General features: G+C 42.8%; 27 protein-coding genes. 11 read left to right on the forward strand and 16 right to left on the reverse strand.

Going from position 1 to position 26,932, the window contains the following annotated elements:
• Positions 1–854 precede the first annotated feature (854 nt).
• The 4 genes from ABWT76_RS23265 (at position 855) to ABWT76_RS23280 (ending at position 1,835) form a co-directional block, all read left to right on the forward strand.
• Positions 855–1,022 carry a hypothetical protein gene (locus ABWT76_RS23265; RefSeq protein WP_354635013.1) on the forward strand — a complete coding sequence of 56 codons (168 nt, stop codon included), beginning with the start codon at positions 855–857 and terminating at the stop codon, positions 1,020–1,022.
• Positions 982–1,248 (forward strand): AHH domain-containing protein, encoded by a 267-nt coding sequence (locus ABWT76_RS23270; protein ID WP_354635014.1) that lies wholly within the window; start codon positions 982–984, stop codon positions 1,246–1,248. The genes ABWT76_RS23265 and ABWT76_RS23270 overlap by 41 nt, the downstream gene beginning before the upstream one ends.
• Positions 1,221–1,442, forward strand: a complete 222-nt coding sequence (locus ABWT76_RS23275; RefSeq protein ID WP_354635015.1) for a hypothetical protein — start codon at positions 1,221–1,223, stop codon at positions 1,440–1,442. The genes ABWT76_RS23270 and ABWT76_RS23275 overlap by 28 nt, the downstream gene beginning before the upstream one ends.
• 156 nt (positions 1,443–1,598) lie before the next feature.
• Complete coding sequence (locus ABWT76_RS23280; RefSeq protein WP_354635016.1) at positions 1,599–1,835, forward strand: hypothetical protein; 237 nt, start codon at positions 1,599–1,601, stop codon at positions 1,833–1,835.
• Between the two features lie 163 nt (positions 1,836–1,998).
• Here the strand turns inward: ABWT76_RS23280 and ABWT76_RS23285 are convergent, their stop codons facing one another.
• On the reverse strand, positions 1,999–2,184 hold the full coding sequence (locus tag ABWT76_RS23285) for a UPF0175 family protein (protein WP_354635017.1): 186 nt from the start codon (positions 2,182–2,184) through the stop codon (positions 1,999–2,001).
• Between the two features lie 117 nt (positions 2,185–2,301).
• Here ABWT76_RS23285 and ABWT76_RS23290 point away from each other — a divergent pair, with 117 nt between their 5' ends.
• On the forward strand, positions 2,302–2,445 hold the full coding sequence (locus tag ABWT76_RS23290; RefSeq protein ID WP_354635018.1) for a hypothetical protein: 144 nt from the start codon (positions 2,302–2,304) through the stop codon (positions 2,443–2,445).
• Between the two features lie 176 nt (positions 2,446–2,621).
• On the opposite strand, the gene ABWT76_RS23295 is transcribed toward ABWT76_RS23290, so the two are convergent.
• From ABWT76_RS23295 to ABWT76_RS23315, 5 genes are all read right to left on the reverse strand, one after another.
• Positions 2,622–2,834 (reverse strand): hypothetical protein, encoded by a 213-nt coding sequence (locus tag ABWT76_RS23295; RefSeq protein WP_354635019.1) that lies wholly within the window; start codon positions 2,832–2,834, stop codon positions 2,622–2,624.
• A 3-nt stretch (positions 2,835–2,837) separates the two neighbouring features.
• Positions 2,838–3,404: a hypothetical protein gene (locus ABWT76_RS23300; RefSeq protein WP_190878941.1), complete on the reverse strand. Its 567-nt coding sequence runs from the start codon at positions 3,402–3,404 to the stop codon at positions 2,838–2,840.
• Between the two features lie 228 nt (positions 3,405–3,632).
• Positions 3,633–5,048, reverse strand: a complete 1,416-nt coding sequence (locus ABWT76_RS23305) for an ATP-binding protein (RefSeq protein WP_354635020.1) — start codon at positions 5,046–5,048, stop codon at positions 3,633–3,635.
• Between the two features lie 9 nt (positions 5,049–5,057).
• A complete protein-coding gene (locus ABWT76_RS23310; protein ID WP_231636745.1) occupies positions 5,058–5,486 on the reverse strand; it encodes a helix-turn-helix domain-containing protein in 429 nt (142 codons plus the stop codon).
• Positions 5,487–5,718: 232 nt separating this feature from the next.
• Positions 5,719–5,952, reverse strand: coding sequence for a hypothetical protein (locus ABWT76_RS23315; protein WP_054466118.1), 234 nt, complete (start codon positions 5,950–5,952; stop codon positions 5,719–5,721).
• 248 nt (positions 5,953–6,200) lie between these two features.
• On the opposite strand from ABWT76_RS23315, the gene ABWT76_RS23320 reads away from it, so the two are divergent.
• Positions 6,201–6,974 carry a class I SAM-dependent methyltransferase gene (locus ABWT76_RS23320; protein ID WP_054466119.1) on the forward strand — a complete coding sequence of 258 codons (774 nt, stop codon included), beginning with the start codon at positions 6,201–6,203 and terminating at the stop codon, positions 6,972–6,974.
• Positions 6,975–7,039: 65 nt separating this feature from the next.
• Here the strand turns inward: ABWT76_RS23320 and serS are convergent, their stop codons facing one another.
• The 3 genes from serS to argS all read right to left on the reverse strand — a co-directional run bounded on the left by serS (position 7,040) and on the right by argS (position 11,324).
• Complete coding sequence (gene serS, locus ABWT76_RS23325) at positions 7,040–8,320, reverse strand: serine--tRNA ligase (RefSeq protein WP_054466120.1); 1,281 nt, start codon at positions 8,318–8,320, stop codon at positions 7,040–7,042.
• 250 nt (positions 8,321–8,570) lie between these two features.
• The gene (locus ABWT76_RS23330) at positions 8,571–9,353 is read right to left on the reverse strand and encodes a sulfite exporter TauE/SafE family protein (protein WP_054466121.1); all 783 of its coding nucleotides are present in this window, start codon (positions 9,351–9,353) and stop codon (positions 8,571–8,573) included.
• Positions 9,354–9,566: 213 nt separating this feature from the next.
• Positions 9,567–11,324, reverse strand: a complete 1,758-nt coding sequence (gene argS / locus ABWT76_RS23335) for an arginine--tRNA ligase (RefSeq protein WP_354635021.1) — start codon at positions 11,322–11,324, stop codon at positions 9,567–9,569.
• A 512-nt stretch (positions 11,325–11,836) separates the two neighbouring features.
• Between argS and ABWT76_RS23340 the strand changes: the two genes are divergently transcribed.
• Positions 11,837–12,970 carry a linear amide C-N hydrolase gene (locus tag ABWT76_RS23340; protein ID WP_354636435.1) on the forward strand — a complete coding sequence of 378 codons (1,134 nt, stop codon included), beginning with the start codon at positions 11,837–11,839 and terminating at the stop codon, positions 12,968–12,970.
• Between the two features lie 210 nt (positions 12,971–13,180).
• Positions 13,181–14,470 (forward strand): FAD-dependent oxidoreductase, encoded by a 1,290-nt coding sequence (locus ABWT76_RS23345; protein ID WP_354635022.1) that lies wholly within the window; start codon positions 13,181–13,183, stop codon positions 14,468–14,470.
• Positions 14,471–14,696: 226 nt separating this feature from the next.
• Here ABWT76_RS23345 and ABWT76_RS23350 read toward each other — a convergent pair whose 3' ends face one another.
• The 3 genes from ABWT76_RS23350 to ABWT76_RS23360 form a co-directional block, all read right to left on the reverse strand.
• Complete coding sequence (locus ABWT76_RS23350; protein ID WP_354635023.1) at positions 14,697–15,338, reverse strand: transposase; 642 nt, start codon at positions 15,336–15,338, stop codon at positions 14,697–14,699.
• A gap of 69 nt (positions 15,339–15,407) precedes the next feature.
• Positions 15,408–15,812 carry a hypothetical protein gene (locus ABWT76_RS23355; RefSeq protein WP_354635024.1) on the reverse strand — a complete coding sequence of 135 codons (405 nt, stop codon included), beginning with the start codon at positions 15,810–15,812 and terminating at the stop codon, positions 15,408–15,410.
• A 403-nt stretch (positions 15,813–16,215) separates the two neighbouring features.
• Positions 16,216–16,623, reverse strand: coding sequence for a RusA family crossover junction endodeoxyribonuclease (locus ABWT76_RS23360; RefSeq protein ID WP_054469534.1), 408 nt, complete (start codon positions 16,621–16,623; stop codon positions 16,216–16,218).
• Here ABWT76_RS23360 and sppA point away from each other — a divergent pair.
• Positions 16,606–18,435, forward strand: coding sequence for a signal peptide peptidase SppA (gene sppA / locus ABWT76_RS23365; protein WP_054469535.1), 1,830 nt, complete (start codon positions 16,606–16,608; stop codon positions 18,433–18,435). The two genes, ABWT76_RS23360 and sppA, sit on opposite strands and share 18 nt — an antisense overlap.
• Positions 18,436–18,677: 242 nt before the next feature.
• Here sppA and ABWT76_RS23370 read toward each other — a convergent pair whose 3' ends face one another.
• Together ABWT76_RS23370 and tatC are read right to left on the reverse strand one after the other, a co-directional pair.
• The gene (locus ABWT76_RS23370; protein WP_054469536.1) at positions 18,678–19,826 is read right to left on the reverse strand and encodes a PAS domain-containing sensor histidine kinase; all 1,149 of its coding nucleotides are present in this window, start codon (positions 19,824–19,826) and stop codon (positions 18,678–18,680) included.
• A 401-nt stretch (positions 19,827–20,227) separates the two neighbouring features.
• Entirely contained in the window at positions 20,228–21,061 is an 834-nt protein-coding gene (tatC, locus tag ABWT76_RS23375) for a twin-arginine translocase subunit TatC (RefSeq protein ID WP_054469537.1), read from the reverse strand.
• Between the two features lie 260 nt (positions 21,062–21,321).
• On the opposite strand from tatC, the gene ABWT76_RS23380 reads away from it, so the two are divergent.
• Together ABWT76_RS23380 and ABWT76_RS23385 are read left to right on the forward strand one after the other, a co-directional pair.
• On the forward strand, positions 21,322–21,972 hold the full coding sequence (locus tag ABWT76_RS23380) for a ParA family protein (RefSeq protein ID WP_197285401.1): 651 nt from the start codon (positions 21,322–21,324) through the stop codon (positions 21,970–21,972).
• On the forward strand, positions 21,972–22,712 hold the full coding sequence (locus ABWT76_RS23385; RefSeq protein ID WP_054469539.1) for a hypothetical protein: 741 nt from the start codon (positions 21,972–21,974) through the stop codon (positions 22,710–22,712). Before ABWT76_RS23380 ends, ABWT76_RS23385 begins: the two co-directional genes overlap by 1 nt.
• A gap of 113 nt (positions 22,713–22,825) precedes the next feature.
• On the opposite strand, the gene ABWT76_RS23390 is transcribed toward ABWT76_RS23385, so the two are convergent.
• Positions 22,826–24,073, reverse strand: a complete 1,248-nt coding sequence (locus ABWT76_RS23390; RefSeq protein WP_082349051.1) for an ATP-binding protein — start codon at positions 24,071–24,073, stop codon at positions 22,826–22,828.
• A gap of 82 nt (positions 24,074–24,155) precedes the next feature.
• A complete protein-coding gene (locus ABWT76_RS23395; protein ID WP_354635025.1) occupies positions 24,156–26,885 on the reverse strand; it encodes a PAS domain S-box protein in 2,730 nt (909 codons plus the stop codon).
• Between the last annotated feature and the right edge of the window lie 47 nt (positions 26,886–26,932).

A 26,932-nucleotide genomic window follows, 5' to 3' on the forward strand; every position in this document is an offset into this window, starting at 1 on the left:
GTGGTTCAGACCGGGGAATTTAAACTCTTTACAGAGGGAACTAAAGTTTCTCATTGTCAACTGTCAATCTCACGACGGTTAAGTGATTTATGCTGGAGAAAATCCTGAATTTTATTACTCCCGGTCCGCTGAACGAAAGATTTGGTTTTGGAGCCAGAGTTTTTTCCAGTTGGATTAGTTTAGGGCTTGGGGTTAGGGTTAGTCAATATACTGATATCAGGTCTTGGAGGCACTCTAAGTTGGGAAAACTGTAGTAGGAGGTTTCATAGGAGGACTTGTTCTTTCTTGTGGTTATGGTTTGATTGGGGTCGGAATAGATTTTATTCGAGGACGGAGAGTTGAATATCCAGGCTGGTACTGGTGGGTCTTCCCTATTGCTACCTTTTTTGTCATACTTTTATCGCTGACCTTTGGGCTTTTTGGCATTTTCTTGGCATTTGCAGGAATAAACTCCCAAAATTGCCCGACTTTGGAGATATGCCTCAACCTTCTAATATAGATCCCGATAAATTTCGCCAAGAATTAGGAAAAATGAAGGTTGAAGACCTTCTCAAGGATTTTGGAAAAAACTGGAGCAACTTGATAACCAATCTCAGCTTAACCCAGAAGAAAAAAAAGTAGTTAAGAAAATCAGAGGCTTAGATTCGCGCCAAATTGCGTTCTAGACTACAAGAGATACTTATTGATGATGAAAGAGAAATTTTGTTTATTTTGCTGTTAAAGTTACTAGGTTTTGTTCAAAAAAAACCAAAAATATGATGAATCACGAACACGAAAAAATTTTGGTCTTCCTGGTCTGTTTGGTCTATTCCAGAATGGATCTGCAAACCACTTAAATACAACCAGGAGAATATATGATTAAATATCATAGCGCTACTGGAGACTTAATTATTAAAGATCCTAACAATCAAGAAAAAGAATACAGGGTAAATTTATATAACTTGCTTCCGAAAGATATTAACGAAGAGCAAAAAGAAGCAATTGCAAAGACTACAGAAAAAAAAATATGCAAGCGCACGTGATGGTATTCATCATAAGCATCACATTATTCCAGTCCAGCTTTGCAAAAAACACCCCCTAATTAGGGAAGCTGAACGCTACAGAGTTTTCAATAAAGATGGGGATGAAAATTTAATGCTTTTGCCTATAAATTTTCATAAAAAAAATCATACTGAAGGCTCAAAATACTATACTACAATTCTAGGTATTCTAGACGATCAATGGCACGCATTCAGCAAGATGATTTAGATACAGATCCAGATGAAATTAAACAAACTATTCTGGAAATTGTTGCAACAACTAGAGATTACTTGACTGAGTTGTTACAGATAGCAGGAAGCACAATACGGGATGATTTTCTTTCACCTGATTATCCTGATTCCTGGCTGCTAAATAACCAAGACTTACGCATTACCTCTATATTGAGCAGTGGCAATTCGTAAATTGTCACTACATATTGAGTAATTATAGCACAAAGCCCCGGTAGGGTGGGCAAAATTTTGCCCACCCTACATAATTACATAACTACAATTACCACAACCCCTGCACGGATTGCTATAGAATATTCATAGAATTTTTCCAAAGAGTCAAAATTATTTATGTCATCAACAGCGATCGCAGATTCGGTAGAGATGGTAGAAGCTTTACCCACTGAAATCCAGCAGCGAGTGGTCGATCATTTGCGCGAGTATATTGCTGATTTACGGGATGAACAAGCGGTGGGATGCGTCCTTTGCTCGAACGCAGTCAGCGTTGGTGGCAGCAGCGCACAAGCGAAAAAGAACGGGCAGCAGGAAAAGCGAGTGAGATGGATTATGAGCAGTTATGAAATCTGAAGTTATTCCTTCGTTTTGGACTGAATATCGCAAGCTAAGTGATGATGTTCGGCAACGTGATATGAACGTTTCTTTGGCTAAATTGCTTCGTAAATTTGTGCCAGAAGTTCTATATGACCGATCGCAATCAAGGTTCTCAACGGCGAAGTATTGCTAACTATTGTCATCGCCAGTTATTTTCTTGTAAGGATTTCATATCTTCCCGAAACTCTTCAACGCCATAATGAATGCAAATGCCACGACTTCCGAGCAAATGTTGAAACTGAAGTTGAGACATTCCTGCTAGATAACTGGCTTTAGCCAGAGATATTTTTTCTTTTTCAAATAGCATGATAATAATTTCCAGCATCAAGTCTTTTTCTGATAGGCTGGGCTGGCTTTGACCACTTCATCGGAAATCACTAAGCTCATTTAATTGCTCCTGAACCCCTCAAGCAAGTTTAAGGTTTTGGCATAACTGTATAATATGTTAATCTATCTACCCCTCAAACATACCCGTTTCAATATTAATTGGCAACGATTTTCCCATGATTTCCCTCTTCCAAAGAGCGATCGCACTTGTGTCTCATATATGCGATCGCCCCTCAAAGCAAATTCTGCTTTACTGTAGCGAGGTTGTCTCACTGTCATAACTTTGACCTGTGATGAAAAGATGGTTCTGCTGTGATTATAACTCAGGACTTTCGCACCGAATCCACGGGTAGGGTGGGCTGGCATTTTGCCCACCCTACATAACTGAAACTATGCTAAGATTAAATAACTAACCAATTGCCGTAATTAATGTTTTTAATGCGCGGCGATCGCTTCTTCTTCAGTCGCACAAACACCACTTGATATTGCCTGTTTAATCATATCTCGGATATCTGGACGGGATAAAATTCTATAAGCCTGACGTTCCGCACTGCGCCGTTCCAAAGCAGCCGTCAGTGCCAGTACATCCTCATGGACATCTTCAGGGGATAATAACTCGGCGTTGGGTTCTGGAACTTGTTTGGTCATAGTTTAATTACCGTAATTTTCTGCTAAGGTTTCAATTAATCGATCGCTATAAAATGTTCCTTGCTGCTGGCACATTTTGAGCAACTGTCGAATCTCATCTTTTGTTAAAACTCCGTCAAGTCCCGCACGTCCCAGGACACCGGGAAATCCGGTTAGGTTTAATCCCAGTTGGCGAGCCACCTGACGTGCTGCTTTCTCATCTAAAAGAATCATAGCAACATCTAGGTTTTTTCGGTGCTGCATGAGAACGATTGCTTCCGCTTCCGCCAGGTCATTGTGCCAATCTGAATTAGCGGATTTTTGTAATTGAGCAATGCGCTTTGCCACTGCTTCTGCCTGTGTTTTTTCTGAATCAGTTAATTCTTCAACAACCACAAATCCCTCAGCAATGAGTTGATTCACTTCATCTATCCAGCCATGAACATTTAGTTCCTCTAGCTCAGATGGGGTAATATAAATCAACGAAAAGTATCGCTTAAGCAAATCTATTCGGCCACATTGAAAGGCAGAAACCATTGGGCCAGTGTTGGAAATGGCAATTACTTTATCGACTTCTGTGGTTTCAAGCATAGATTCGGTAAGTGATTAGGGCGATTGATACAGAATCACAATAGCTGGGAAAGCGATCGACTTGTAGTACCCTACTAGCAGAAACCGCCCCAAAAGCGATCGAATGCGAACGAGAGCATCGGTTTGAGTATCGGAGAAACCGGGTTTTTTGCCTTTTTTCCCAAAATTCTAGATTAACCCTCAAAAAAACCCGGTTTCTGAACCCTGCTACGATCAAAAATTGACGGGTTAGGGGGTGGGTGGCGATCCGGTTTTGTATGCTTGCTGTGGATGATTGGTGCGATCGGGATATTTCAGTTCTAGTAAACCCTCATCTAACATGGGGTTGACATAATGGTTTCGCACACTATTTGGTTTACGTCCGAGTAATTCAGCTATTGTTCGCAGTGACAGATAATGTTCGGAGCAAAGTTGTAAGATTACCTTCTTGACATCTTCTTGTTTCGCACGACCTGTCTCACGCACGGCAGTCGAGATTTGTTTTAATCGCTCGTAATGTTCGGAGTTCACCTCGTAATGTTCGGAGTTCGCCTCGTAATGTTCGGAGTTCGCCTCGTAATGTTCGGAGTTCGGCAACAACGAAAACAAATCAGGCTCACTTTGGTTCGCTAAAGTATAGCGTGTACTGCGACTACGACCAGATTGTTCTAAGTAACCATTTTTAACTAACCCCTTAAGGCATTCGCCAATATCTCTAGGATGCTCATTGCGGAAATATTGAATATCCGTGTTAGTAATTTCACCAAATTTATGAGTACAGGCTAAGATAATTCGTTCTAATTCAGTTAAGCTAGAATAATTGTCTCTCACCAAATCTCTTAATTCTTTTTCAATAGTTTCAGGAATGAAACCGACCATTGGTAAAATAACCGAGGTTAAATCTTGTTCTAGTTTCTCTGAAACATCAGGGATGTACCACTGTTGTTCCTTCCAAGCCCGCAGAATTTTCTGAAATCCCGACCCGGCTTTTTCCCCTAATCCAAGCATTTGAAACATTTTTTGTAAATTCGGATTGCGAGGGTCGGTAATTCCACCCCCATAAAGTTCTTGGATAGTAATTCTCAGCCGCCCTGGATTAGAAAACTCAAATCGATCAGTTTTTTTGATAATTACAATCGAGCGGTTAGAGAAATGATCTGCATGAATTAAAGTATTGACTAAAGCTTCTCGTAAAGCTTGATGAACGTGGGTTTCTCCTTTACGGGTGGCATCTTGATCGAGTTGAAAAGGAACCGCTAAATCATTCACTAAGCGATTATAAACCCGATAATAAAAATTAAACAAATTAGGAACCCATTTCCCGTCAAGAGTAAGGCGATAAGTCCATCTCTGTTCCGGGTCGGTGGAAAAATTTTCTTGATAATCCAGATGGTAATAGGGTAATGCGTCTAAAATACTCCGTTCTTGCCCGAACATCAGCAAACCAGCAATGGTTAATCCTTCTTTCCCCGTGGTGCGATCGCGCCGCCATCCTCCTAATTGATACAGTAAATCTCGATCATCTTTTGCTAACCAAGGATGATCCGGTTCTCTATTACTAAAACGTTGACGAAATGCCTTCAGCGTATCAGAATCGAGGTCAGTTAAATCAAATCCATCCAAAATTTGATAATCTTGAGGATCGTCACTGGCATCTCGCAACATTTGTTTAACTTATGAGGCAGAACAACGATAATCTCCTTCATAGTTTCGCTTGTACGTCCCGGTCATCGGATTATTATTAATGTACACGGGGCGTTGAATTCGTGAAGCTCTGGGAATTCTAATAATGACAAGATTATTCTCCTCGATCGCTTGAATTTGCATATCTGAATTGCCGCAAATTGGCGTACTGAGTTTTTGGGAGTTATTATGACCGTCCCAAAATTCTTTAATTAACTGATTCGGGTCGATAACTCCTGAAATATTCATTCCTTGAGACGTTTCACTGACTCCCAAAATAATATAGCCGCCCTCTGTGTTGGCAAAAGCAGATACAGTTTCCCAAACATCTTTTGGTAAAGTCCATGTAGCAGATTTAAACTCAATGTCTTGGTCTTCATTTCCGATATCAATATACTGAAGTAGTGTTTCTAAATCCATTAAGTAGTCTCCTGGCTTAGTTATTGTGACTGCGGCGCCGCTTCTATCTAATTTTCTTTGAATTGTTGGCAAGATTTGAAATCCGGTTCCGAGTGGCGTTTTTAAGGGGGGTTAGGGGGGATCGCACCAGATTTAATTTATCTTAATCTTTCAATAACTTCTGGCGACAAAATGATGAACATTGCGTGAAGCTATCGCGATCTGGCTGTTGCAACGCCCCAAGCGATCGCGCTTAGGGGCGAATCATCCGAACAATCCAAGGTTGAGCATCAGGGAGTCGTTCAAATAAGCGATCGGTGGCGGTCAAAATTTCGTCTGCCACCTCAAACATACCCGTTTCAATATCAATCGCCACGATTTTCCCATGATTTCCTTCTTCAACTTGCGATCGCACTTGAGTTTCATCCAGGCGATCGCCCCTCAAAGCAAATTCTGCTTTACTGTAGCGAGGTTGTCTCACTGTCATAACTTTGACCTGTGATGAAAAGATGGTTCTGCTGTGATTATAACTCAGGACTTTCGCACCGAATCCACGGGTAGGGTGGGCAAAATTTTGCCCACCCTACATAACTGGTAATTGGAGAATTCATGGATGGAATCATCTTGATTTAATCATATAATATTTGTAGGGTGGGCAAAATTGCCCACCCTACATAACTACTACATAACTACAAATTAAATTTTCGGCGAATAAAACAAATCGGGTTAAACAATATGACTCAAAAACAATGGTACGAATCCCTGTTCGAGAACTACGGAGAAAAATACGATTCTGAGATTTATACAAAAGGGACAATTGGTGAGTGTGATTTTTTAGAGCAAGAACTAGGATTTAACAAATCCTTGAAAATATTAGACGTGGGCTGCGGTACGGGAAGACATACAATTGAACTGACAAAGCGGGGATACTCTGTTACTGGAATTGATTTATCTGCATCCCAGCTTAAAAGGGCAAAGGATAAAGCAAAAAGTGAAAATTTGATCGTTGACTTTCAGCAGCAGGATGCCCGTAATTTGACATTCAATAATGAATTTGACGCAGCGATCATGCTTTGCGAGGGAGGATTTTCGCTCATGGAAACTGATGAAATGAACTTTGAAATCCTGAAAAATGTCACCAGATCGCTAAAGGCGCATACCCATACTAAATTTATATTCACGACTTTAAATGGATTGTTCCCATTATATCATTCGGTTGAGCAATTCTGTGCATCAGCAACGGGATCAGGAAATTCTATCTGCCGAAGCAATTCTTTTGACTTGATGACATTCCGGGATTATAACATAACGGAATTTGAAGATGACCTGGGAAACAAGAAATCCCTTGCCTGTAATGAAAGGTTTTATGTGCCAAGCGAAATTACCTGGTTACTTAAATCTCTTGGTTACAGCAGGATAGATATTTATGGTGCCAAGCTGGGTGCATTTTCTCGAAATGATAAATTAACCACTGAAGATTTTGAGATGCTGGTCATTGCTGAAAAATAATTTCCTAATCACAAGTAGTAGGGTGGGCAAAATTTTGCCCACCCTACATAACTATTTCTATTTCTTTATAATATCTCTCGTTTCAGATAAGGTTGCAGGACTTTCGGCACTTTAATTGTGCCATCGGGCTGTTGATAATTTTCCAAAATTGCCGCCATTGTTCGCCCGATCGCCAACCCAGACCCGTTTAAAGTATGGACAAATTCCGTGCCTTTTTTGCCTTTATCTTTAAAGCGAATATTCGCACGTCGGGCTTGAAAATCCCCAAAATTAGAACAGCTAGAAATCTCCCGATATTTTCCAGCGGAGGGCAGCCATACTTCTAAATCATAGCATTTTTGGGCACTAAAACCTAAGTCTCCGGTACAAAGTTCTATGACTCGATAAGGCAGTTTTAAGGCTTGCAAAATCGCCTCAGCATTAGCCACTAATGCCTCATGTTCTGCTTCCGAAGTGCTGGGGTGAACAAATTTGACTAATTCAACTTTATTAAATTGATGCAGTCGAATCAGTCCTCTAGTATCCTTGCCATAACTGCCAGCTTCCCGCCGAAAACAAGGAGTATAAGCACAATGATAAATTGGCAAATCTTCAGCGGTTAAAATCTCATTGCGGTAGAGGTTGGTGACGGGTACTTCCGCAGTGGGGGCTAACCACAAGTCATCCTCCCGACATTGAAAACTTTCTTCCGCAAATTTAGGTAATTGTCCCGTAGCCCGAAGGGAGTCGGAGTTAATTAAAACTGGCGGCATAATTTCCAAATATCCCGCCGCAATTTGTTGATCGAGCATAAAATTAATTAACGCTCTTTCTAAGGCGGCACCAGCCCCAATTAAAGAAACAAACCGACTTTGGGCAACTTTTACGGCGCGATCAAAGTTAAGAATCCCTAACTTTTCGCCAATTTCCCAATGAGGCAAAATATTGGCATTTTTGGGCAGGTATTCGTCACCCCAACGCCGCACTTCTACGTTTTCATTTTCACTCTTGCCAATGGGAGTGGTTGCACTGGGTAAATTTGGTAGGTTTAAAAGTAATTCTTCCAGTTGGGCTTTGAGTTCTTTTTCCTTGGGTTCTAGTTCCCCAATTTGGCTTTTCACTTGGTTGCCCTCTTCTTGTAAAGCCGAGATTTCAGGGTCTTCCGGTTTACCGCCCCCTTTCATTTTTTGGCCAATTTCTTTGGCAATTTCTTTACTCCGCGCTTGTAGCTGCGATCGCTGCGTCTCTAATTCTCGCTGTTGGCGATCGATTTCCACAATGGGCGCCAGGTCGTAGTCATTACTGCGCTGGTTTAGCCGTTCCTGAACTGCTTGGGGATTTTCCCGAATTTGTTTAATGTCTAGCACAAATAGTCCTCACAGACGGGGAACTCAACAATAGCGTCTGCCAATTTATCAGCATATTCTGTATTGCCTTTGATTGACTATTTGGTTTGTTGATATTTTATTGCAAGTTACTAACTGATGATTTTTTGGCATGAGCAAAAGATCCTTCAGTGATGAATGGACTGAAATGAACTGATTTGATTTAATTTGGGGGGTGGCCAAATATTGCGGAAAACATCCTAGGGGTGATCCAGTTGATTTGCCGATCGCATCAAAATCTCAACCCGCTTTCTTCTAGCATATATAAAGCTAAACATATCAGGAAAAACTGAAACCACCGATTAATCCAAGTGGTCGAAACATGAGGCAATAACCAAGTCCCCAATTGCACCCCAATAATCCCGCCAATGCCTAAACAAATTCCCGAAATCCATAAGACATGATGATGCCAAGTATGTTGAATTAATCCGGAAGCGGCGATCGCCACCATTGCCCCTAAACTGGTGGGGGCAGCAGTTTTAATTGACTCTCCTAATAATAGGATTTGTAACGGCACCATTACAATCCCACCCCCAATCCCAAATATCCCAGACATCACCCCAGCGATCGCGCCAATTTGGGCAAATTTCCAGCGGCTTAATGGCTGAGATAAAATTGGATCAACTTCCGGTTCATTCGCCGAATTATCTGCATCTTGATTGAAACTTTCTCGCCTGTGAATTAGATAAATCGTCAATAATAATAAACCGGAAAAAATCAGAGCCAACCAGCGATCTGAAAGGCGATCGCCCACCCAAGCACCCACTTGTGCAGCGGGAATTCCCACCAAAGCAATTTGGCCACAAACACGCAAATTTAATTGAGAATTCAACCAGTTTTGCCAACTACCGGAAATCGCTGTAAGCAACACTCCGACTAAACTGGTGGCCGCTGCATTAATCACAGAAAATCCCAAAAAAGTTAAGGCAGGCACGATGATAAATCCGCCACCTACGCCAAAAATGCCTGAGAGAAAACCAGTCCCTATTCCTAATAAAAATAGCCAGAATAACATTGTTTTTTATTTGTTAATTGTACTTTTGGTATTCGCCCGAAGCCTCATAATTACAGCGGTTTTCTGGTTGGTAAAACACAAATATCCGTAGGGGCGCGATCTTTCCGGCAGATATTCTTGGGTTAACAGCCAGAGATTATTTGCCGTCAGTCTTCGCCCCTACAAACATCGATTGTAAGGGTCAACGGTCGTTGACCCCTACCCTGAATAAAACTACATCCGATCTAACACTTCAATTCCCAATAAATTCAAGCCCAATTTCAAAATCCGGGCTGTAAAATCACACAGGAGTAAACGAGAAGTGTGGAATGGTTCCTCTGCTTGTAAAACCGGACAGCGATCGTAAAATTGATTAAACTTTTGGCTCAATTCAAATAGATATTGACAAAGCCGATTCGGTAATAACTCCGTTTCTACCGCAGCGATCGCCTCACTCAACAGCAGAATATGTTTTGCCAAAGCGATTTCCGTCTCTTCTTTGAGGATAATTTGCTCACCCACCCCCAAATGTCCGAAATCAATATCACCTTTACGGCTAATTCCCTGAACTCGGACATAAGCATAAAGCATATAAGGGGCCGTATTCCCTTGCAAAGCCAGCATTTTATCGTAACTAAAAATATAGCTACTGGTGCGATTTTGGCTCAAGTCAGCATATTTCACCGCACTCAAACCCACCACTTGCGCCACACGGTCGATAAATTCTGGAGTTTCTGACCGTCCTTCTACTTGAAGTCGGGTTTCCAAATCAGCCTTAGCGCGGGCGATCGCCTCATCCAACAAATCCCGTAACCGCACAGTTTCCCCAGCGCGGGTTTTCAACTTCTTGCCATCTTCCCCTTGCACCAAACCAAAGGGAACATGAACCACTTGTACATCATCGGGAATCCAACCAGCACGAGTTGCCACCTGGAACACCTGGGCAAAATGGGTAGACTGACCTAGATCCGTCACATAAATAATCCGTTTTGCCCCATCTTCCTTAATCCGATAGCGCAAAGCTGCCAAATCCGTAGTCGCGTAATTATAGCCACCATTAGATTTTTGCACGATCAACGGCTGAGGGTTTCCTTCTTTATTCATAAACCCTTCTAAAAACACACATTGGGCGCCTTGGTCTTCTTGCAATAATCCCAAGTTATCCAAATCTGCCACCACTGCGGGCAAAAAAGGATTATAAAAAGACTCGCCCCGTTCCGTCACCTTAATATCCAACAAATCATAAATCACCTGAAACTCGCGACGAGATTGATCGCACAATAATTTCCAAGCTTGGATTGTCTCTGGATCTCCAGCTTGCAGTTGCACCACCGCTTGCCGAGAACTTTCGCAAAACGCCTCATATTCATCAAACCGTTGTTTGGCTTTTTTGTAGAAAGCCACCAAATCGCCAATATCCAAAGCATCCGCTTTCGTCAAAGCTTCGGGATAAGCTTCGCGCAAATAGGTAATCAGCATCCCGAATTGGGTGCCCCAGTCACCGACATGGTTGAGTCGGATAACTTCGTGTCCCCGGAATTCCAAAATTCGGGCAATACAATCGCCGATAATGGTCGATCGCAGATGTCCCACGTGCATTTCTTTAGCAATATTGGGGCTGGAAAAATCCACCACAATTTTCTGGGGATTTTCTACCCGGTCTACCCCCAGTCGGGCAAAACCCACAATCGAACTGAGTTGGGCTTCCAGATAACTGGGTTTAATCATCAAATTAATAAAGCCGGGACCCGCTATTTCTGGGGTTTGGCAAATATCGCTCACATTTAAATGATCCACAATTTTCTGAGCAATATCGCGGGGCTTTTGCTTTAACGGTTTCGCCAAAGACATAGCCACATTTGACTGGTAATCCCCAAACTTGGGATTACTCGCAGGAACTAACAGGGGGTCAGTTGCCGCTAATTCTTGCCCAAAAGCAGCGACTAAAGCCTGTAAAAATCGTTCTTTGAGGAGGATAATTGGAGTTTTCATAATTTTTTTTGGGGGGGGAAAACAATCGTCCATTGAATACACATTCTCGTATGTAGTGGGCCAATCCCCCCTTCTTTAAGTTTATCAATTGACTCGTCTATTATTCTATGATTCAGGCAAATGATTCAGGCAAATCAGATAAACAGGACTGATCCACACGACCCTAGAAACCGAGTTTCTCACCTTGATTTTCTGCGAGGGACTTTTTTTCCTGAAAGAAACCCGGTTTCTGAGCACCCAGCCGATCGCCCGTTTTTGCCAATATGCAACCAATACAACAGATACAGGATGACTGGCTAAATTATCTACCGTTTTGGTGGAGATTTCCACTAAGTATAATTACTCACTTACCAATTGAGATGCACCCCTCGGCGGGCTTTGGTGGTAGAGATTAATCGCGATCGTTTCGTTTTTTTATGATGATACTCTATTTTGGGAATTTGATAGTATTATCGAGATGTTTATTAAATTCAACTGATGAAACTTCTGTAAAACCAAAAGGAGATGAAAATATGTGTACGCGAATACTATGGACAGGAAAGGATAAGAGTGGCAAATTTCACTCAATCTGCGGTCGTAATATGGACTGGGGTATTGATATGGGAGAAAAGCTATGGGTCTTTCCGGCTGGACTAAAGCGAAAAAGTGATGTCAAGGGCAAACCTGTAGAGTGGGTGTCAAAATATGGCAGCATTGCTACTATTGTTTACGATCAGGCCACCAGTGACGGAATGAATGAAAAGGGACTAGGAGTTCATGCTAATTGGCTTGCTAAAAGTTTTTATGGGGAGCGGGATGAAAGCAAACCAGGGCTTGATTGTAATCGCGCCCTGCAATATTTCCTCGATAACTTTGCCACCGTTAAGGAAGTTGTTGAATACTTCAAGAATAATCAAGATATGCAGTTGGTTGAAACCAAGATCACAAAAGGGAAGTTTGAAGTTCCAATCGAATGCCATTTAGCGATCGAAGATGCTCAGGGTGAGTCGCTCATTGTCGAGTATCTTAATAAAAACGACGACGATGATACTAAACCTCGTGTTCTGGAAGTAAAAATCTACTACAGTGGCGATCTTCCTGAATTATACCTTAAATACTGCAATAACCTTGACATTCCTTCTGAAAAAAAAGAGGAGTATAAAGCAAATTATTTGAAGGCGTACAACGTCCTGACTAATAATCCTACCTTCAAAAAACAGCTTGAAAATCTCAAAAATTATAAATATTTTATTTCTGATGATCATCTAAACTTGCCTGGTGATACTGATGCATCTTCCCGTTTTGTTCGTGGTGCCTATTATTTAATAAATCTCCCTGAGCCAACAAACCAACGGGAAGCGATCGCTCAGGTTTTAAGTGTTATGCGTTCTACCGCACAACCGTTCCGAAAACCAAAACCAGACTCTAATGCCCTTTATGCCTCATCAACCCGGTGGCGTACAGTGGCAGCTTGCACAGAAAAACTGTATATGTACGAATCATCCGTTAATCCAACTCTGATCTGGCTTGATGCTAACAAGTTAGACTTCAAAGAAGGCAGTGAGGTCCGTGTCTTCGATCTGACCAAGCATGAAACAGTGATCGGTGAAGTATCCGAGAAATTGACACCTGCCGAGGATCTGTTTGGCAAGAACTTATCCGAGTAATGGGAAGTTGAGTCAAGTGCGATCGCCCGCTCTCGTAGGCTGCGTTACCTTCAGAAACCGGGTTTCTTAATACTATCTTTGTCACCCAAGCTTCATGCTGATAGAAACCCGGTTTCTTGGCTTGTTTCTTGGGTGGCTTGCTGAGGCGCGATCGCGCCGTGGGTTTAGACTTAGCGAACAACCGCGTAATTTGTGCCCACTGTCCCCAATATGCAATCAACAAAACAGCCAATTACTCAAGACCTGGTTTTTATCGGTGGAGGTCATAGCCATGCGATCGCCCTGAGAATGTGGGGCATGAACCCATTACCCGGAGTCCGCATCACCTTAATCAGCGATGTCACCCATACCCCATATTCGGGAATGCTTCCGGGTTATATTGCTGGTTTCTACGATTATGACCAAAGCCATATTGATTTAAGACCTTTAGCCCACTTTGCCGGATCCCAATTTTACCGCGAACGCGCCGTGGGTTTAGACTTAGCCAACAACCGCGTAATTTGTGCCCACCGTCCCCCAGTTGCCTTCGATATTTTATCCATTGACATTGGCAGCACCCCGGCAACCCTCTCCGTACCTGGCGCCGCAGACTATGCCATTCCTGCCAAACCCGTCCCAAACTTATTGCACCATTGGCATCAACTAATTGAAGAATTGCAAGGAGGGTCAACCACAGCTACAGAAAAGCCCCTACAGATAGGCATTGTTGGCGGGGGCGCCGGAGGTGTGGAATTAGCCTTATCCATGTCTGCTCGTTTAAATCAAATTCTCGGTTCCCAAAATCGCCCAAATTCCCCAAATTGCCCAAATCGCCCAAATTGTTCAAATCTTCAGATTCATCTCTTCCAACGTAGCCCCGAAATCCTCCCCACTTATAGCACTTATGTGCGAAATAATTTGCAAAAAATTCTCACTCAGCGCGGGATTAACTTACATTTAAGTGAGTCAGCCATCCGAATAGAATCTCGCACCCCCGCCCCTCCGCTCCTCTGCTCCTCTGCTCCCCTGCCCCCGATGGCAGCCCACGCAAAAGAACCCGTCACCGTCTATTGTGAATCTGGGTTAACCATAGAGTGCGATCGCCTCTTTTGGGTCACACAAGCCTCGGCCCCGGATTGGTTAAAAGAATCTGGTTTAAGTACCGATGCTGCTGGCTTCATTAAAGTGAGTGATACCTTACAATCAATTTCTCACTCTCACATATTTGCCACTGGGGACATTGCCACCATGATTAATCATCCCCGTCCCAAAGCGGGAGTCTTTGCGGTCCGTCAGGGTAAACCTTTAGCTGAAAATTTGCGGCGCATTCTACAAGGTCAACCCCTCAAACCATTTAAACCTCAGAAAAATTTTCTCACTTTAATTGGTACAGGAGAAGGAAGCGCGATCGCTTCTCGTGGGGCTTTTGGTCTTGGGCCTTCTCCGCTCTTATGGCGTTGGAAAGATAGGATCGATCGCGAATTTATGGAAAAATTCCGCAATTTTCCGCATCAAAAATAGCGACAGATAAACTAATTACAATTAACCTTGGCAATTGGAGTAGGGGCGAAGCCTGACGGCAGTAGGGGCGAGAAAGCGAATCGTCCTTACAATAAAGCAATCAATTATCTGCGGTCATGCTTCGCCCTTACACGGAGTTTATTGGAGATGATTTGGCTGAATGAATTTCAGTTCTATTTTCACCGCTCGTAAAAATCTGGACAAAGTTACCCAAAGGTAGACAATGTTAGACAGCTACGTTGGTAATTTTAGTCCAAAGGTCTAAAACTACAGGAATAAACGGCAATCCCTCTATTCCCTCAAAAGCATCGGGAATTACTTTTCTAGCTATATTCATGCTTCCATTGATATCAGCGTTGATGATTCTACCAGTGGAAGTCAAGTATAAACCACGTTTAACACGCTTACCATTAAACACAACTTTTGCTTCTGTTTTAGCCCGGATATTCGGCAAATAATCGCCATCTAAAGCGCTGGCTTTAGAAGTGTAGCTTTCTTCAGTTAAAACTACAGAAATCCCTGCTAATTGTGAGGTGAATAATTTAATCAGTTTGGCATGAGGAATATTGGTAAATTCTTGATTATTCTTTTTCCCAATATTGAGAGCTTGTTTCCATCGTTGATTTTTCCCGATGATTAATTGACCAATCTCATTTAACTGACACCAATCAATAACACGCCGACTCACAGTATGAAGGTAGTTGTCAATCCTTCTATCTCGCTTGCTGTTTAGCTGTTTTACCAGCCGACAAGCCTTGATTGATTGTGCTTTTGCTACTCTTTTATTGAAGAATTGGTTAATACTTTTCAATGGTCTACCATTAATCAACAGCGGTCTAATACCGGGATGATTGGATGTTATAGCCACCAAATTGTTTAAACCCAGGTCTACACCAGCTAGATATTTACCATCAAATTTATCTGGCTCGCTAACCGTTTAAACAATCTCAATTACATAGTGGTCAAGTTTAGGAACAATTCGTACTTGGTTTATATTATTAGCCTCAGTGGTCAACTCAATATTAGTCTGAGATAGCTTGACAATGCCTCGAGATAGCAGTGGAGAGGAGATCGCATCCTTGGGATAAATCACCACATTTCTACCGCGTTCTTTATGCTTGTATCCTGGGATTTTCGCCTTACCTAAATATTTTTCAGGATGCCCAGACCAATCTTTTAACGCTCTGCACCAAGCTTTCCAAGTTTCAGCAACTCGACGGACAATCTGTTTACTAACCTTCGTTGGTAGGTATCGATAAGCTATCTTTGTTCTTCGTCTGGTGGTAAATATCAATCGAGTTGTAATACTTTCTAGTTTCAAAGAAGTATTGACGCTGGACATAATTAGCCGAGTTATAAAGATTTTTGGATTGCCATGCTAAATAGTCGCATTCCTGCCAAAATTTATGCTGTCGGTTAATTATATGCTTCTCAACTAACTGCATTTGACTCGACAAGAGTAAATGTTTCACTTTGACAATGATATATGAATATAATTAAACTTGTCAATCCGGCTGGCCAAAAATCTCTAATCAGCCAAAACGTAGATAAGGGCGAGGGCGAGCGCCCCGAACAGCTATCCAGTAATTATTGTGCCACAAGGGTTTCTAGTATGTTTACGAAAATTAGTCTTCCGGCCAAAATGTCCGACTACTTAAGTGATGTCTCCAAATCTGACGGCAAGACAAAAGCTACCCATTTTTGAGTAGCAATGGGTAACTCTGTCCAACAATTACGTTACAGTTTCAAACCCCTGTTTCTTCGCTATTAATATGTCGCCAACTGCCATAAGGCAAATATTTCAGGCTATCCGAGGGTAAAACTCCCGCCGAAACCAGTGCATCACACACACTGTCGATCGCATTATCTCCATCCCCGCGATGATTTCCAGATAAAAAAATCCGCAAAGCTGCCATCCGTAAGGGCAATTGGGGTGGTGGACTCATGCGGTGAATTTGCATTAAAATTTCACCTTGGGCTTTTAATCGCCATTCACGATACCGCTTAGGGAAATTAAAATAGTGATTGTTGTTCGTTGTTCGTTGACGGGCAACAGCCCCCGTTAACAAATAACCAACAACCAACAACCAACAACAAATCACCAACAAAAAATAACAAATAACAAATAACAAATTATGCGTAATTTTTTTCAATATACTTTTGCCAGCATCCTCGGTACTCTAATTACTGTGGGCATCTTGGGGACGGTGGGAATTGGCAGCTTAATTTTTTTGCTGGTCAGTGCGGTTTCCTCCAAAGATAGCACAGGCCCAAAAGTAGAAAACCAGTCAGTGCTGGTCTTTGACCTGTCGGTGGCGATCGCAGATACCAAGCCTGCGTCGAGCACAGCGGAAGCGTTATCTCAAGCCCTGTCTGATGACGAGAGTCCCGATACGATGACCCTCCGCACGGTGTTAGATGCGATCGAAACCGCCCGCACCGACGATCGGATTGTGGCCTTGTACTTGCACGGCAGTACCGGCGAAACACCCAACGATTATGCCACCCTGAAAGAAGTTCGCAAGGCACTCCAAGAATTTAAAGCTGCCGGGAAAAAGATTGTGGCTTACGATCTTGACTGGACGGAACGGGAATATTACCTCGGTTCCCTGGCGAATCAGATTTTGATCAATCCTTTGGGGGTGATCGAAATTAATGGCTTGGCCTCCGAGGGGACATTTTTTGCCGGGGCTTTGCAAAGGTTGGGGGTTGGGGTGCAAGTGACCCGCGTGGGCAAGTATAAATCGGCGGTGGAACCGTTTTTGTTAAATCAGCGATCGCCGGAAAGTCAACAACAAACCCAGCAACTGCTGAATGATCTATGGGGCAATTTTGTGGATGCGGTGGTTGAGTCTCGTGATTTTAACCAAACACAGTTGCAACAATGGGTGAATACTCAAGGCATTTTCACCGCAACGGAAGCGCTGAACAATGGCCTAGTGGATAAATTAGCTCATTTTGATCAAGTGGTGGAGGAACTCAAAGGGTTAAGCAATAGCAAGGAAGACAATCGCACCTTTAAACAGATTAGTTTACCGACTTATGCCAAGGTTGCCGAAACGAATAAGCAACTGCCTGCGGTGCGTCAGTCCAAAAACCAGGTGGCGATTTTGTATGCAGAAGGCGAAATTGTTAGTGGTTATGGTAGTCCGACTCAAATTGGGGGCGATCGCCTCGCCAAAGAACTGCGGGATCTGCGTTTAGACGACAACGTGAAAGCGATCGTCATGCGGGTGAATAGTCCCGGTGGCAGTGCTACGGCTTCTGATGTGATCCGACGAGAAGTTGAGCTTACCCGTGAGGTCAAACCCGTAGTAATTTCTATGGGCAATGTAGCGGCTTCCGGGGGTTATTGGATTTCCAGTTATGGCAGCCGAATTTTTGCGGAAGCAAATACCATTACAGGTTCAATTGGGGTGTTTGGGGTGCTGCTGAATGTGCAACAATTGGCGAATAGAAATGGCATTACTTGGGATGTGGTAAAAACTAATTCCTTGGCTGATTTAGACACAATTACCCGCCCGAAAACTCCCGCCGAACTGGCGCGAATTCAGTCCATAGTCGATCTGATTTATGAAGAATTCCTCACCATTGTGTCCGATAGCCGGAATATGCCCAAAGATCAAGTTCAGGCGATCGCCCAAGGAAGAGTCTGGTCGGGGCAAGAAGCGAAAAAGATTGGCCTAGTAGATGAAATTGGCGGTCTGAATCAGGCGATCGCCGCCGCTGCCGAACTGGCAAAACTTGAGGATGATTGGCAACTGAAAGAATATCCTAAACAACGCCGTTGGGAAGAGATTTTCCTAGAAAAACTCATCGGGACTCGTTATGCCGCAACCAATACACCGCCCGATCCCTTAACCGTCCAACTGCAAAACCTCAAAGAGGATTTAGCCGTTTTGCGGAATTTCAACGATCCAATGGGGGCTTATGCGCGGTTACCCTTAAATTTAAGAATTGATTAACAAATAAGGCAGCGAATAAATTAGATTTCTGGCGGATGGATCGATTTGGTTAGGGTAAAAATTCCCCCTGATGCAGCCAAAAATATAGGACAAGCATAAAACGCTTGTCCCGTTGGATTGGTCAGAGTAAATTTGCAATAGCTGACTGAATTAAGGTGGCTGAATTAGCTCAAGTTCCGACCAATATTCGGGGGCAAATTTGCGGCAAGCTGGCTGATTTAAGCAGCGTCTGATTGGTGATGTTAGGCTGAAATCATGGGGATCTCTCTGGGGAGTTTGACCGTAAAGGTTGTCCCTACTCCCACTTCACTTTCTAAGAATATCTCACCGCCGTGCAATTCTACGGCTCGCTTGACAATCACTAAACCTAAGCCCGTTCCCTCAGCTTTGCCGGTATTTTTAGCCCGGTGAAAGGGTTGAAATAGGGTTTCCATATCGTCAGCGGGAATGCCAATGCCGTGATCGGTGATGCTAAAAATGACTTGGCGATCGTCTCCAGAAAATTCACAACAGATCGTCGAAGTATTTGGAGAATATTTCACCGCATTTAATAGCAAATTGACGAGAATTTGCCTTAAAAATACGGGATCCGCCACAATCGCCTTGATCCCCGAATGATTGGTGAAAATAAATTGATGGGAAGATCCGGTGATTTGTTGCACATCTTGCCAAACTTCTTGACAAATGTTGGGGAAATTCACCCAAACTGGATTTAATTGATGACTAAAATCGGCTTTACTTATGGCCAGAAATCCTTCAATTAAGGCAGCGGTATTTTTGACGGTATCAGTAATTTTTTGAAAATATTTATGTCTTTGATCTTTGGTCATTTTTTGACCATGCAGTTTGAGCAGGTCATTGGTAGCGGCAATCACTGTTAGGGAGGAGCGGAACTCGTGACAAGCCATCGAAAGCATTTCCGTGGTGATCGGTTCTAACTCACAGGTTGGGAAGAGGCTTTTTTCACTCTTTTGGGGAGGTTCAATTTCCGTTACTGTTCCCTGATAACTTAATAACTTCCCGGTGGTTTGGTCGCAGAAAGCTTGAGCATTTTCCGAAACCCAAACCGTTGTACCATCAAAGCAGTTAATCTCCGAGACAAAGTTATTCACCACCTGTTTTTCCTCTAACAGTTGCATCATTTCAAGATAGCGATCGGGATTGACGTATAGTTGATTTCCCAGATGTCTAACCGTTGAGATTAACTCTTGGGGTGAACGGTATCGATATATTTTCGCCAAGGTTTGATTTGCCTTAAGATAACGCCCATCAGGAGTGGCATAAAATACACCGAGGCTGGCATTTTCTAGGAATCGATCTTCGGGACAAACAAGGGTTTGCCGCTCTGATTCCCGGCTACTTAAGGATAGAGAGTTGGGAATAGTTGCCATAAGTCTTTGTCCGGTTTGAGAGAATAATGATAAATTAATAGTCGATTTCCGAGGTTTTTTTTAGGTTTAAAAAGACTTCTGGGAAAACCTACGCCAGCCATTCTCTTGCGTGGCTGTTTACCACCTAGGTTTCTATATTAATACAGCCATTAATACAGCCATTAATACAGCCATTAATACAGCCGATTGTTTTAATATATTAGGAATGGGTTAGATTAAAGAGTATCCCCAACTACAAAATGGTAGGTCTCTTCACCAAAATTTAACGAAATTATTTTAAAATTTATACTTTGTCCATAAAAAATCAGCCGAGGAAATGCGATCGCTTGTCTACAAAATGCCTGACTTGGCTCAAGCGATCGCGCTCCTTTCGAGCGTACCACACTGATGATATTTTTAGATCACCGACCCATCAATTTTACCAAACCAATGCCACTAAAATAAAGACCTAACACCGCCCCAGCTAATAAACTTTGAGTTAGTGGATCGGTGGATGGAGTTAAAATACCCCCTAAGATTGCCGCCCCCAAGACCACATATCGCCAGCCGGAATACATTTGTTGAGAAGAGACAATCCCTAACAAACCAAGTAAAGCTTGAATGACTGGAATCTGAAAAGCTAATCCAGTAGAGAATAGTAATAATAACACAAATTTAAAGTATTTGTCAATCGACCACATTTGGTCTACAACTCCAGAACCATAGCTAATAAAAAAGTTGAGCGCCGCTGGGATCAAGGCAATATAGGCAAAAACTAAACCGCCGACAAAAAGAATGCTGGAACCAAATACAATAGGCCCAAGAAAACTCCGTTCTCGGCGAGTTAAGCCGGGGAGAACAAATTGTATAATTTGGTACAAAATTACCGGACTGGCAACTAATAAACCACTATAACCAGCAACTTGAATGGTGACAAAGAAATATTCTCCTGGTGCTAATTGGAGAAACTTGGCACCTTGGGCAGGTACTTCCAAAAGTTGGACAATGGGTTTGACAAAAAGAAAGCAACCAACAATCCCCAGGAAAACCGCGATCAGGGAATAAAATATCCGCATCCGCAGTTCTTCAAGATGATCGAAAAGTGACATTTCCACATCATCTGGGAGTTGATCGAGATAATCGTCTTCTAATTGATCTTCTAATCGACCGGGCTGATCGGGATTTTGTGCGGCAGGGTTGTAGAGTGCCGGTCGCTCGGTCTGGGTGATTGTTTCTAAGTCTGGGGTAGGTGTCATAACTTCAGTGGTTGTTTGTCAATGTTTTGCAGATTATTTGCTGATTATGTTTATGATGCCCGATTTTGGGGGTGAAGTCGGGGATGGTTGTCGGACTGCCAACCCAAGGGAGCGGCTTTGTGACAAATTTGTTACAAATTTTTATCAGCGAGTGAACCAGAAAAGGATATATTAAGGGCGATTCGCGGAGCGATCCGCTTCGCGGAATCGCCTCTCAAGCCATAGAGGAATGAATCGTCGCATTGCCGGAAAAATCATTGGTGAAATCATCATCCCCCCCTACGAAAATTCTTGCAGTTGTCAACGGCAAAGGTGGCGTGGGCAAAACAACAACCGCCGTCAACCTCGCCGCGACTTTTTCTGAAAAACGACGCATCCTTTTAGTGGATGCGGATCCCCAGGGTTCCGCCTCTTGGTGGCACCAACGCAGTGACAACAACTTAGGCTTCGATCTCTGTGAAGAGAACAATCCCACCCTGTTGGGACGGTTACGCAACATCGAGGGTTACGATCTGACGATCGTGGATACTCCCCCAGCCTTGCGTTCCGAAGCTTTGGCCGCTGTTGTCAGTTCAGCAGATTATCTAATTTTACCGACCCCCCCGGCGCCAATGGACTTGGCGGTGTTAGTGGAAACCGTGCGGGAAGCGGTCATGCCCGTGGGCGTTCCCTATCGGGTTTTACTCACTCGTGTAGATTCTCGCAGTTTAAAAGAAGCGATCGAAGCCCAAAACACGCTGATGGAATTGGGCATTCCCGTTTGTCATGCTTTCGTCAGGAGTTACAAAGCCCATGAACGGGCAGCCCTGGAAGGCGTACCGATTAATCAATGGCGCGGTAAAAATGCTTATGAAGCAACCGCTGATTACCGTCGTGTCTCTAATGAAATCCTGCGGGATTGGAGGAATTAATGCCTAAGAAACGTCTCACCGATTTACTCCGAGAAGAAGCCGAAAAAAGCTCTGAGGCAGCCAGAAATCATCCGGTAAATCCTATGGAATCACCGGATGACTTGACGGATTTATCCCCGGATCAATCGGCAGAAAATATTGCCCAAGTTTCTGAGGGCAAAGAATCCGATTCGCGTAGCGATCCGATGAAGCGGAATCGCCCCGCAGTGCCTTCCGTCTCCTTGACGGAACTGCAAGCCGCTTGGGAATTGGAAAGAATTAAGGTGGAAAAGTTAGAAACTGAGCTAAAACAAGCCCAAGCCCGGAAAGAGGATTTAGAAAAAGCCCAGCAAAATTTGCAGGAGGATTTGCAAGCAGCCCAAAGCCGGATTAAGCAAGTTGAGGCAGAGCTAAAAAAAGCCAATCAGCGCTATGAGAAACTAGAAACTACTCATGCGGATTTAAAAAATGAGTTGGCCGCCCAGAAAACCCAGGTCAAACAACTGCAAACGGAGTTAAAATCCAGTGAAAAAATTCAACTTCAGCTTAAAAGTGAACTAGAAACAGTGAGTCAGACCCCTCGCTTGTTTTCAGAAGAAAATCAAAGCTTAAAAAGACAGATCACCGCATTAGAGCAAGAAAATCAAGCTCTGAAAAATCAAGGTGGTCGATTAGTCTATCAACCAAATAATTCGATGCTGGCTAAAGATAAGTTTTTGTATAATCCATTATCTAATGAAGATATTGGCTGGTTTGATTAAAAATGTTATTGGTTATTGGTTGTTGGTTGTTAGTTATTGGTTATTGGTTATTCGGAAATACCATCAAACAAAAAACAAAAAATAACAAATAACGAATAACCAAGAATTGTTAATTACGAGGGACTGATGGTACATTGATCCAATGGTTGCCGGGGTAAGGTGACAATAAATGTGGAACCTTGGTTGAGGTGGGTTTCCACAGCGATCGCCCCCTGATGCAGTTCTACACATTGCTTGACAATTGATAAACCTAAACCTGTGCCGGGAATATCACCCACATTACTAGACCGATGGAATGATTCAAACAAATGGTCTAAGTCAGCACTGGGAATGCCAATTCCTGGGTCACTGATTTTAAAGACTAATTGTTCTGGTTGACAATTCACCTGCACAGAAATTTTCCCTCCCGTGGGAGAATATTTAATGGCATTTGTGAGTAAATTGGAGAGAATGTGGCGCAGGAGATAGCTATCTACACAAACGGGTTGACGAGCATCTCCGGAATAATTTAAAACTAGGTGGTAGCGATCGCCAGCGATAAATTGAAGATTATCAATCAGATTGATACAAAATCCTTCCAAATAAATCGGCGACGGTTCAAAAGCCAGACTGCCTTTTTCCACTTTACTCAAGGTGAGAATATCATCCAAAAGCTTGAGCATTTCGTCCACAGAATGTTGAATTTGTTGAGCATGGCGTTGTTTTTTCGCTTCGGTTAATTTTTCTGAATAAAATTCTAATAATTGAGCTAAATTTTTAATCGCCGTCAAGGGGGTGCGAAATTCGTGAGCCGCCAGAGAAACCAACTCAGACTTTTGTCTTTTTTCCGCTTCGGCTTTTTGCGTGGCGGCTTCTAGTTCTTTTTCTACCTGATGTTTGCGTAGGGCGACCTGAATGGTGGCATAGAGGTCTTTGGGTTGAAACGGCTTGAGAATATAACCAAAGGGGTCAGTCATGGCAGCCCGACTCACGGTTTCTTGATCCGCATAAGCGGTGAGAAATACGACCGGAATCGAGAACCGACGGCGAATTTCTTCCGCAGCATCGATGCCATCGATTTCTCCGGGCATGACAATATCCATTAAGACCAAATCTGGTTGAGTCAGGGCAGTTTTTTCAATGCCTTCTTCGCCGGATGTCGCGATCGCCACCACCTCATAGTTCAATTTTTTTAAACTATTAGAAAGTTGTCGCGCCACAATGATTTCATCTTCGACGATTAGCACTTTGATGGCTTCTTGGGTGGCTTCTTTGGTAGCTTCTTTGTTTTCCGACCACTGCGGCTGATCAATTGGCGATAATTGACCTGGCTGTATGGGATTTTTGCTAATTTTTTTTGGTTTTGATTCTTTGTTGTTCATATCACCGATAAACTAATTTAAATTATTTGACTAATTATTTGACTAATTATTTGTTTGACTGATTATTTGGCTGATTTTTGGACTAAATCCTTTGAGGATATTTCAATTCAGAAAATATGAGAATAAATTCGGTGCCATTGCTTAAATCGATTGCTAAATTACCTCTGAGTTGCTGAGTCAAGTCGTGAATCAAAGTCAATCCTAAAGATTTTGTTTCTTTCAAATTGATATTTGGCGGCATTCCCACGCCATCGTCAGAAACTTTTAACATAATTTGATCTTCAATTTTATCTCCAATTTTATCTCCCTGGCAACTGGTTTGATTCTCGTTCGATGCTGTTTTATTTGACTGATAATGCAGTTCGATGTAGATTTTTCCGTGCCTGGGTTCGGGAAAAGCGTGTTTAATTGAATTGGTAATTAATTCATTAAGCAGGAGTCCGCAAGGAATCGCCGTTTCTAAGTTCAGAAAAACAGGTTCGAGATTAAAATCTAGAGTAATCCGCTCATAATCGGTGCTTTGGGCAAATAATATATTCGTCGCTAATCGTTCCACATAGTCACTAAAATCAACCTGGGCTAAGGTTTCTGATTGGTAAAGCGTTTCGTGGATTAATGACATCGCTAATAGGCGATGTTTACTATCCTCTAACTTCTCCAGAATTTCCGGTTCTTGGATATATTCAGCTTGTAAATCTAGCAGAGAAGAAACGATTTGTAAATTATTTTTCACCCGATGATGAATTTCTTTCAGCAGCACTTCTTTTTCCTTTAAGGAAGCTTGGATTTTGGCTTCCGCTTGTTTACGTTCCGTTACATCTTCTAATTGAGCCACATAATGCATGGGAGAACCCTTGGCATCTCGGATTAAAGCCACGCGAATGATTCCCTGGATTTTATTACCATCTTGCCGCAGATAACAGTTTTCTAACTGAAAATTCCTCACCTCTCCGGCCAACAGTTTTTGATAATGATTTTCTTGAATTTGTAAATCATCTTTGTCCGTAATATTTTCCCAAGACATTTGCCTTAATTTTTGAGCAGAATATCCTAATATTTGGCTAAATGCCGGGTTGAAATGGAGAAAATTTCCCTCTAAGTCGCAGGTGACAATGCCAATTGGGGCTTGTTCTAAGGTGAGTCTTAAGAGTTTTTCTCGTTGTCGCAGTTGTCCTTGAGTTTTTCTTAAGCTTTGCTCAATGGATTTGAGTTGGGTAATATCACGCGCTACTCCCAAAATTTGAGAAATTTTGCCTAAGTTGTCTCGCAGGGGGACTAATAAGGTGTCGAGCCATAATTTTCCCCCCTGATAAACCAGTTCATCTTCTACGCGAACTGAAGCATTTAAGCTAAATACTTGTTTAATGCTGGATTCTAAATGCTTAAATTGATAAATAATAGAAATTTCTTCGATTTCTAGGTCGCTCGTACTCGGTTGTTCAATGCCTAAGAGTTCGGCGCCAAAAGAGTTGATATAAGCCAAAGTGCGATCGCTATTTAAAATAAAGATTAAATCTTGGGAAGATTCCGCTAAGGTGCGATATCTTTCTTCACTTTCCCGCAAGCGCAACTCAGCCTCTTGGCGATCGCTGATATTCCTGAGTGAGGCTAAGTACACAGATTGATCCTGCCATTCAATTTGTTCCGTTCGCATTTCTACGGTGATATAACTGCCATCTTTTTGGGGCAGATATATTTCACAGATTTCTTTGGCAGAGTTGGGAATCCCAAAGTGTAGATCCAGCAGTTCTTCATGGGGAAGATTAAACAAATTTTCTGCCGCAGAATTGGCAAATAACACAATGCCATCTCGATTCAGAATTAATACGCCATCGGCAATTTTATTAATCATCTGACGCCACTGGTATTCGGCGGCTTGGAGTTCCGCTTGGGCTTGTTTGCGATCGCTAATTTCTGCTTTTAATTGCTGATTAAGTTTTTTTAATTCCGCAGTCCGCAGCGCGACTCGGATTTCTAATTCCTCATTCAGTTGGCAACAACTGATTTCCGATTGTTTCGCCAAAGTGATGTCATGGCTGTTGAGCAAAATGCCTTGAATCGATGGTTCGTTGAGCAGATTTTTCATGGTGGATTGCAAAAATCGCCAACAACCATTTTGGTGACGACAGCGGTATTCTATAACAATACTTTGATTCTCGGTTTTTAAGAGTTCGTTCAAGCTGTTTTGGACTCGTGCTATATCCCGCTCGTCGATTAAATCCCAGAGGGTTTTGCCGATCAAGTCTTGAGGTTGATATCCCAAGATATCCTGAACGGAAGGGGTGACATAGACAATTGTCCCATCAGGATTTTGGATGGAAATTAGAACCCCGCTGTTTTGAATGAGCGATCGCCATTGATTTTGATCGTTCCTCTGGTCTGTTGGTCTTAAATCCCCTGGAGGAGCGGGGGGCGATTTTTCTGGGAGCGAATCGATAGGCGGTGGTAAATCACTGCTTAATTGAGCCACCCCATAAAACTGTCGATCCGCTCCGAAACTGATCCGCCACGATAACATCAGCCAGCTTCCGTCTATATGTCGCCAGCGATTTTGCAACCTACAGATGTCTCCGGTTTTCCCTTGGCGACGGAGAGATTGTAGCTGATCGCGCCATTCCCCAACCCCAGGGGCATCCATCCACTGGATCCAAGGTTGGGCTTCTAAAACTTCTCGTTTCCAACCCAGTAAAGTTTCCCAGTTATCACTGACTTTTGCACAACTGTCTAGATCGGCGAAGACACAGAAGTAGGTTGGGTTAATGGGAAAAAATGCTTGGATTTCTCTTTGAATTGGCGTAAATTGAGCTAACAAATTTTTCCACCCCCTCAGATTACCAACTTTTGTGCTTGCGTGCGATC

It is taken from the genome of Planktothricoides raciborskii GIHE-MW2, from assembly GCF_040564635.1.
In the GTDB taxonomy this organism is placed as follows: Bacteria; Cyanobacteriota; Cyanobacteriia; order Cyanobacteriales; family Laspinemataceae; genus Planktothricoides; species Planktothricoides raciborskii.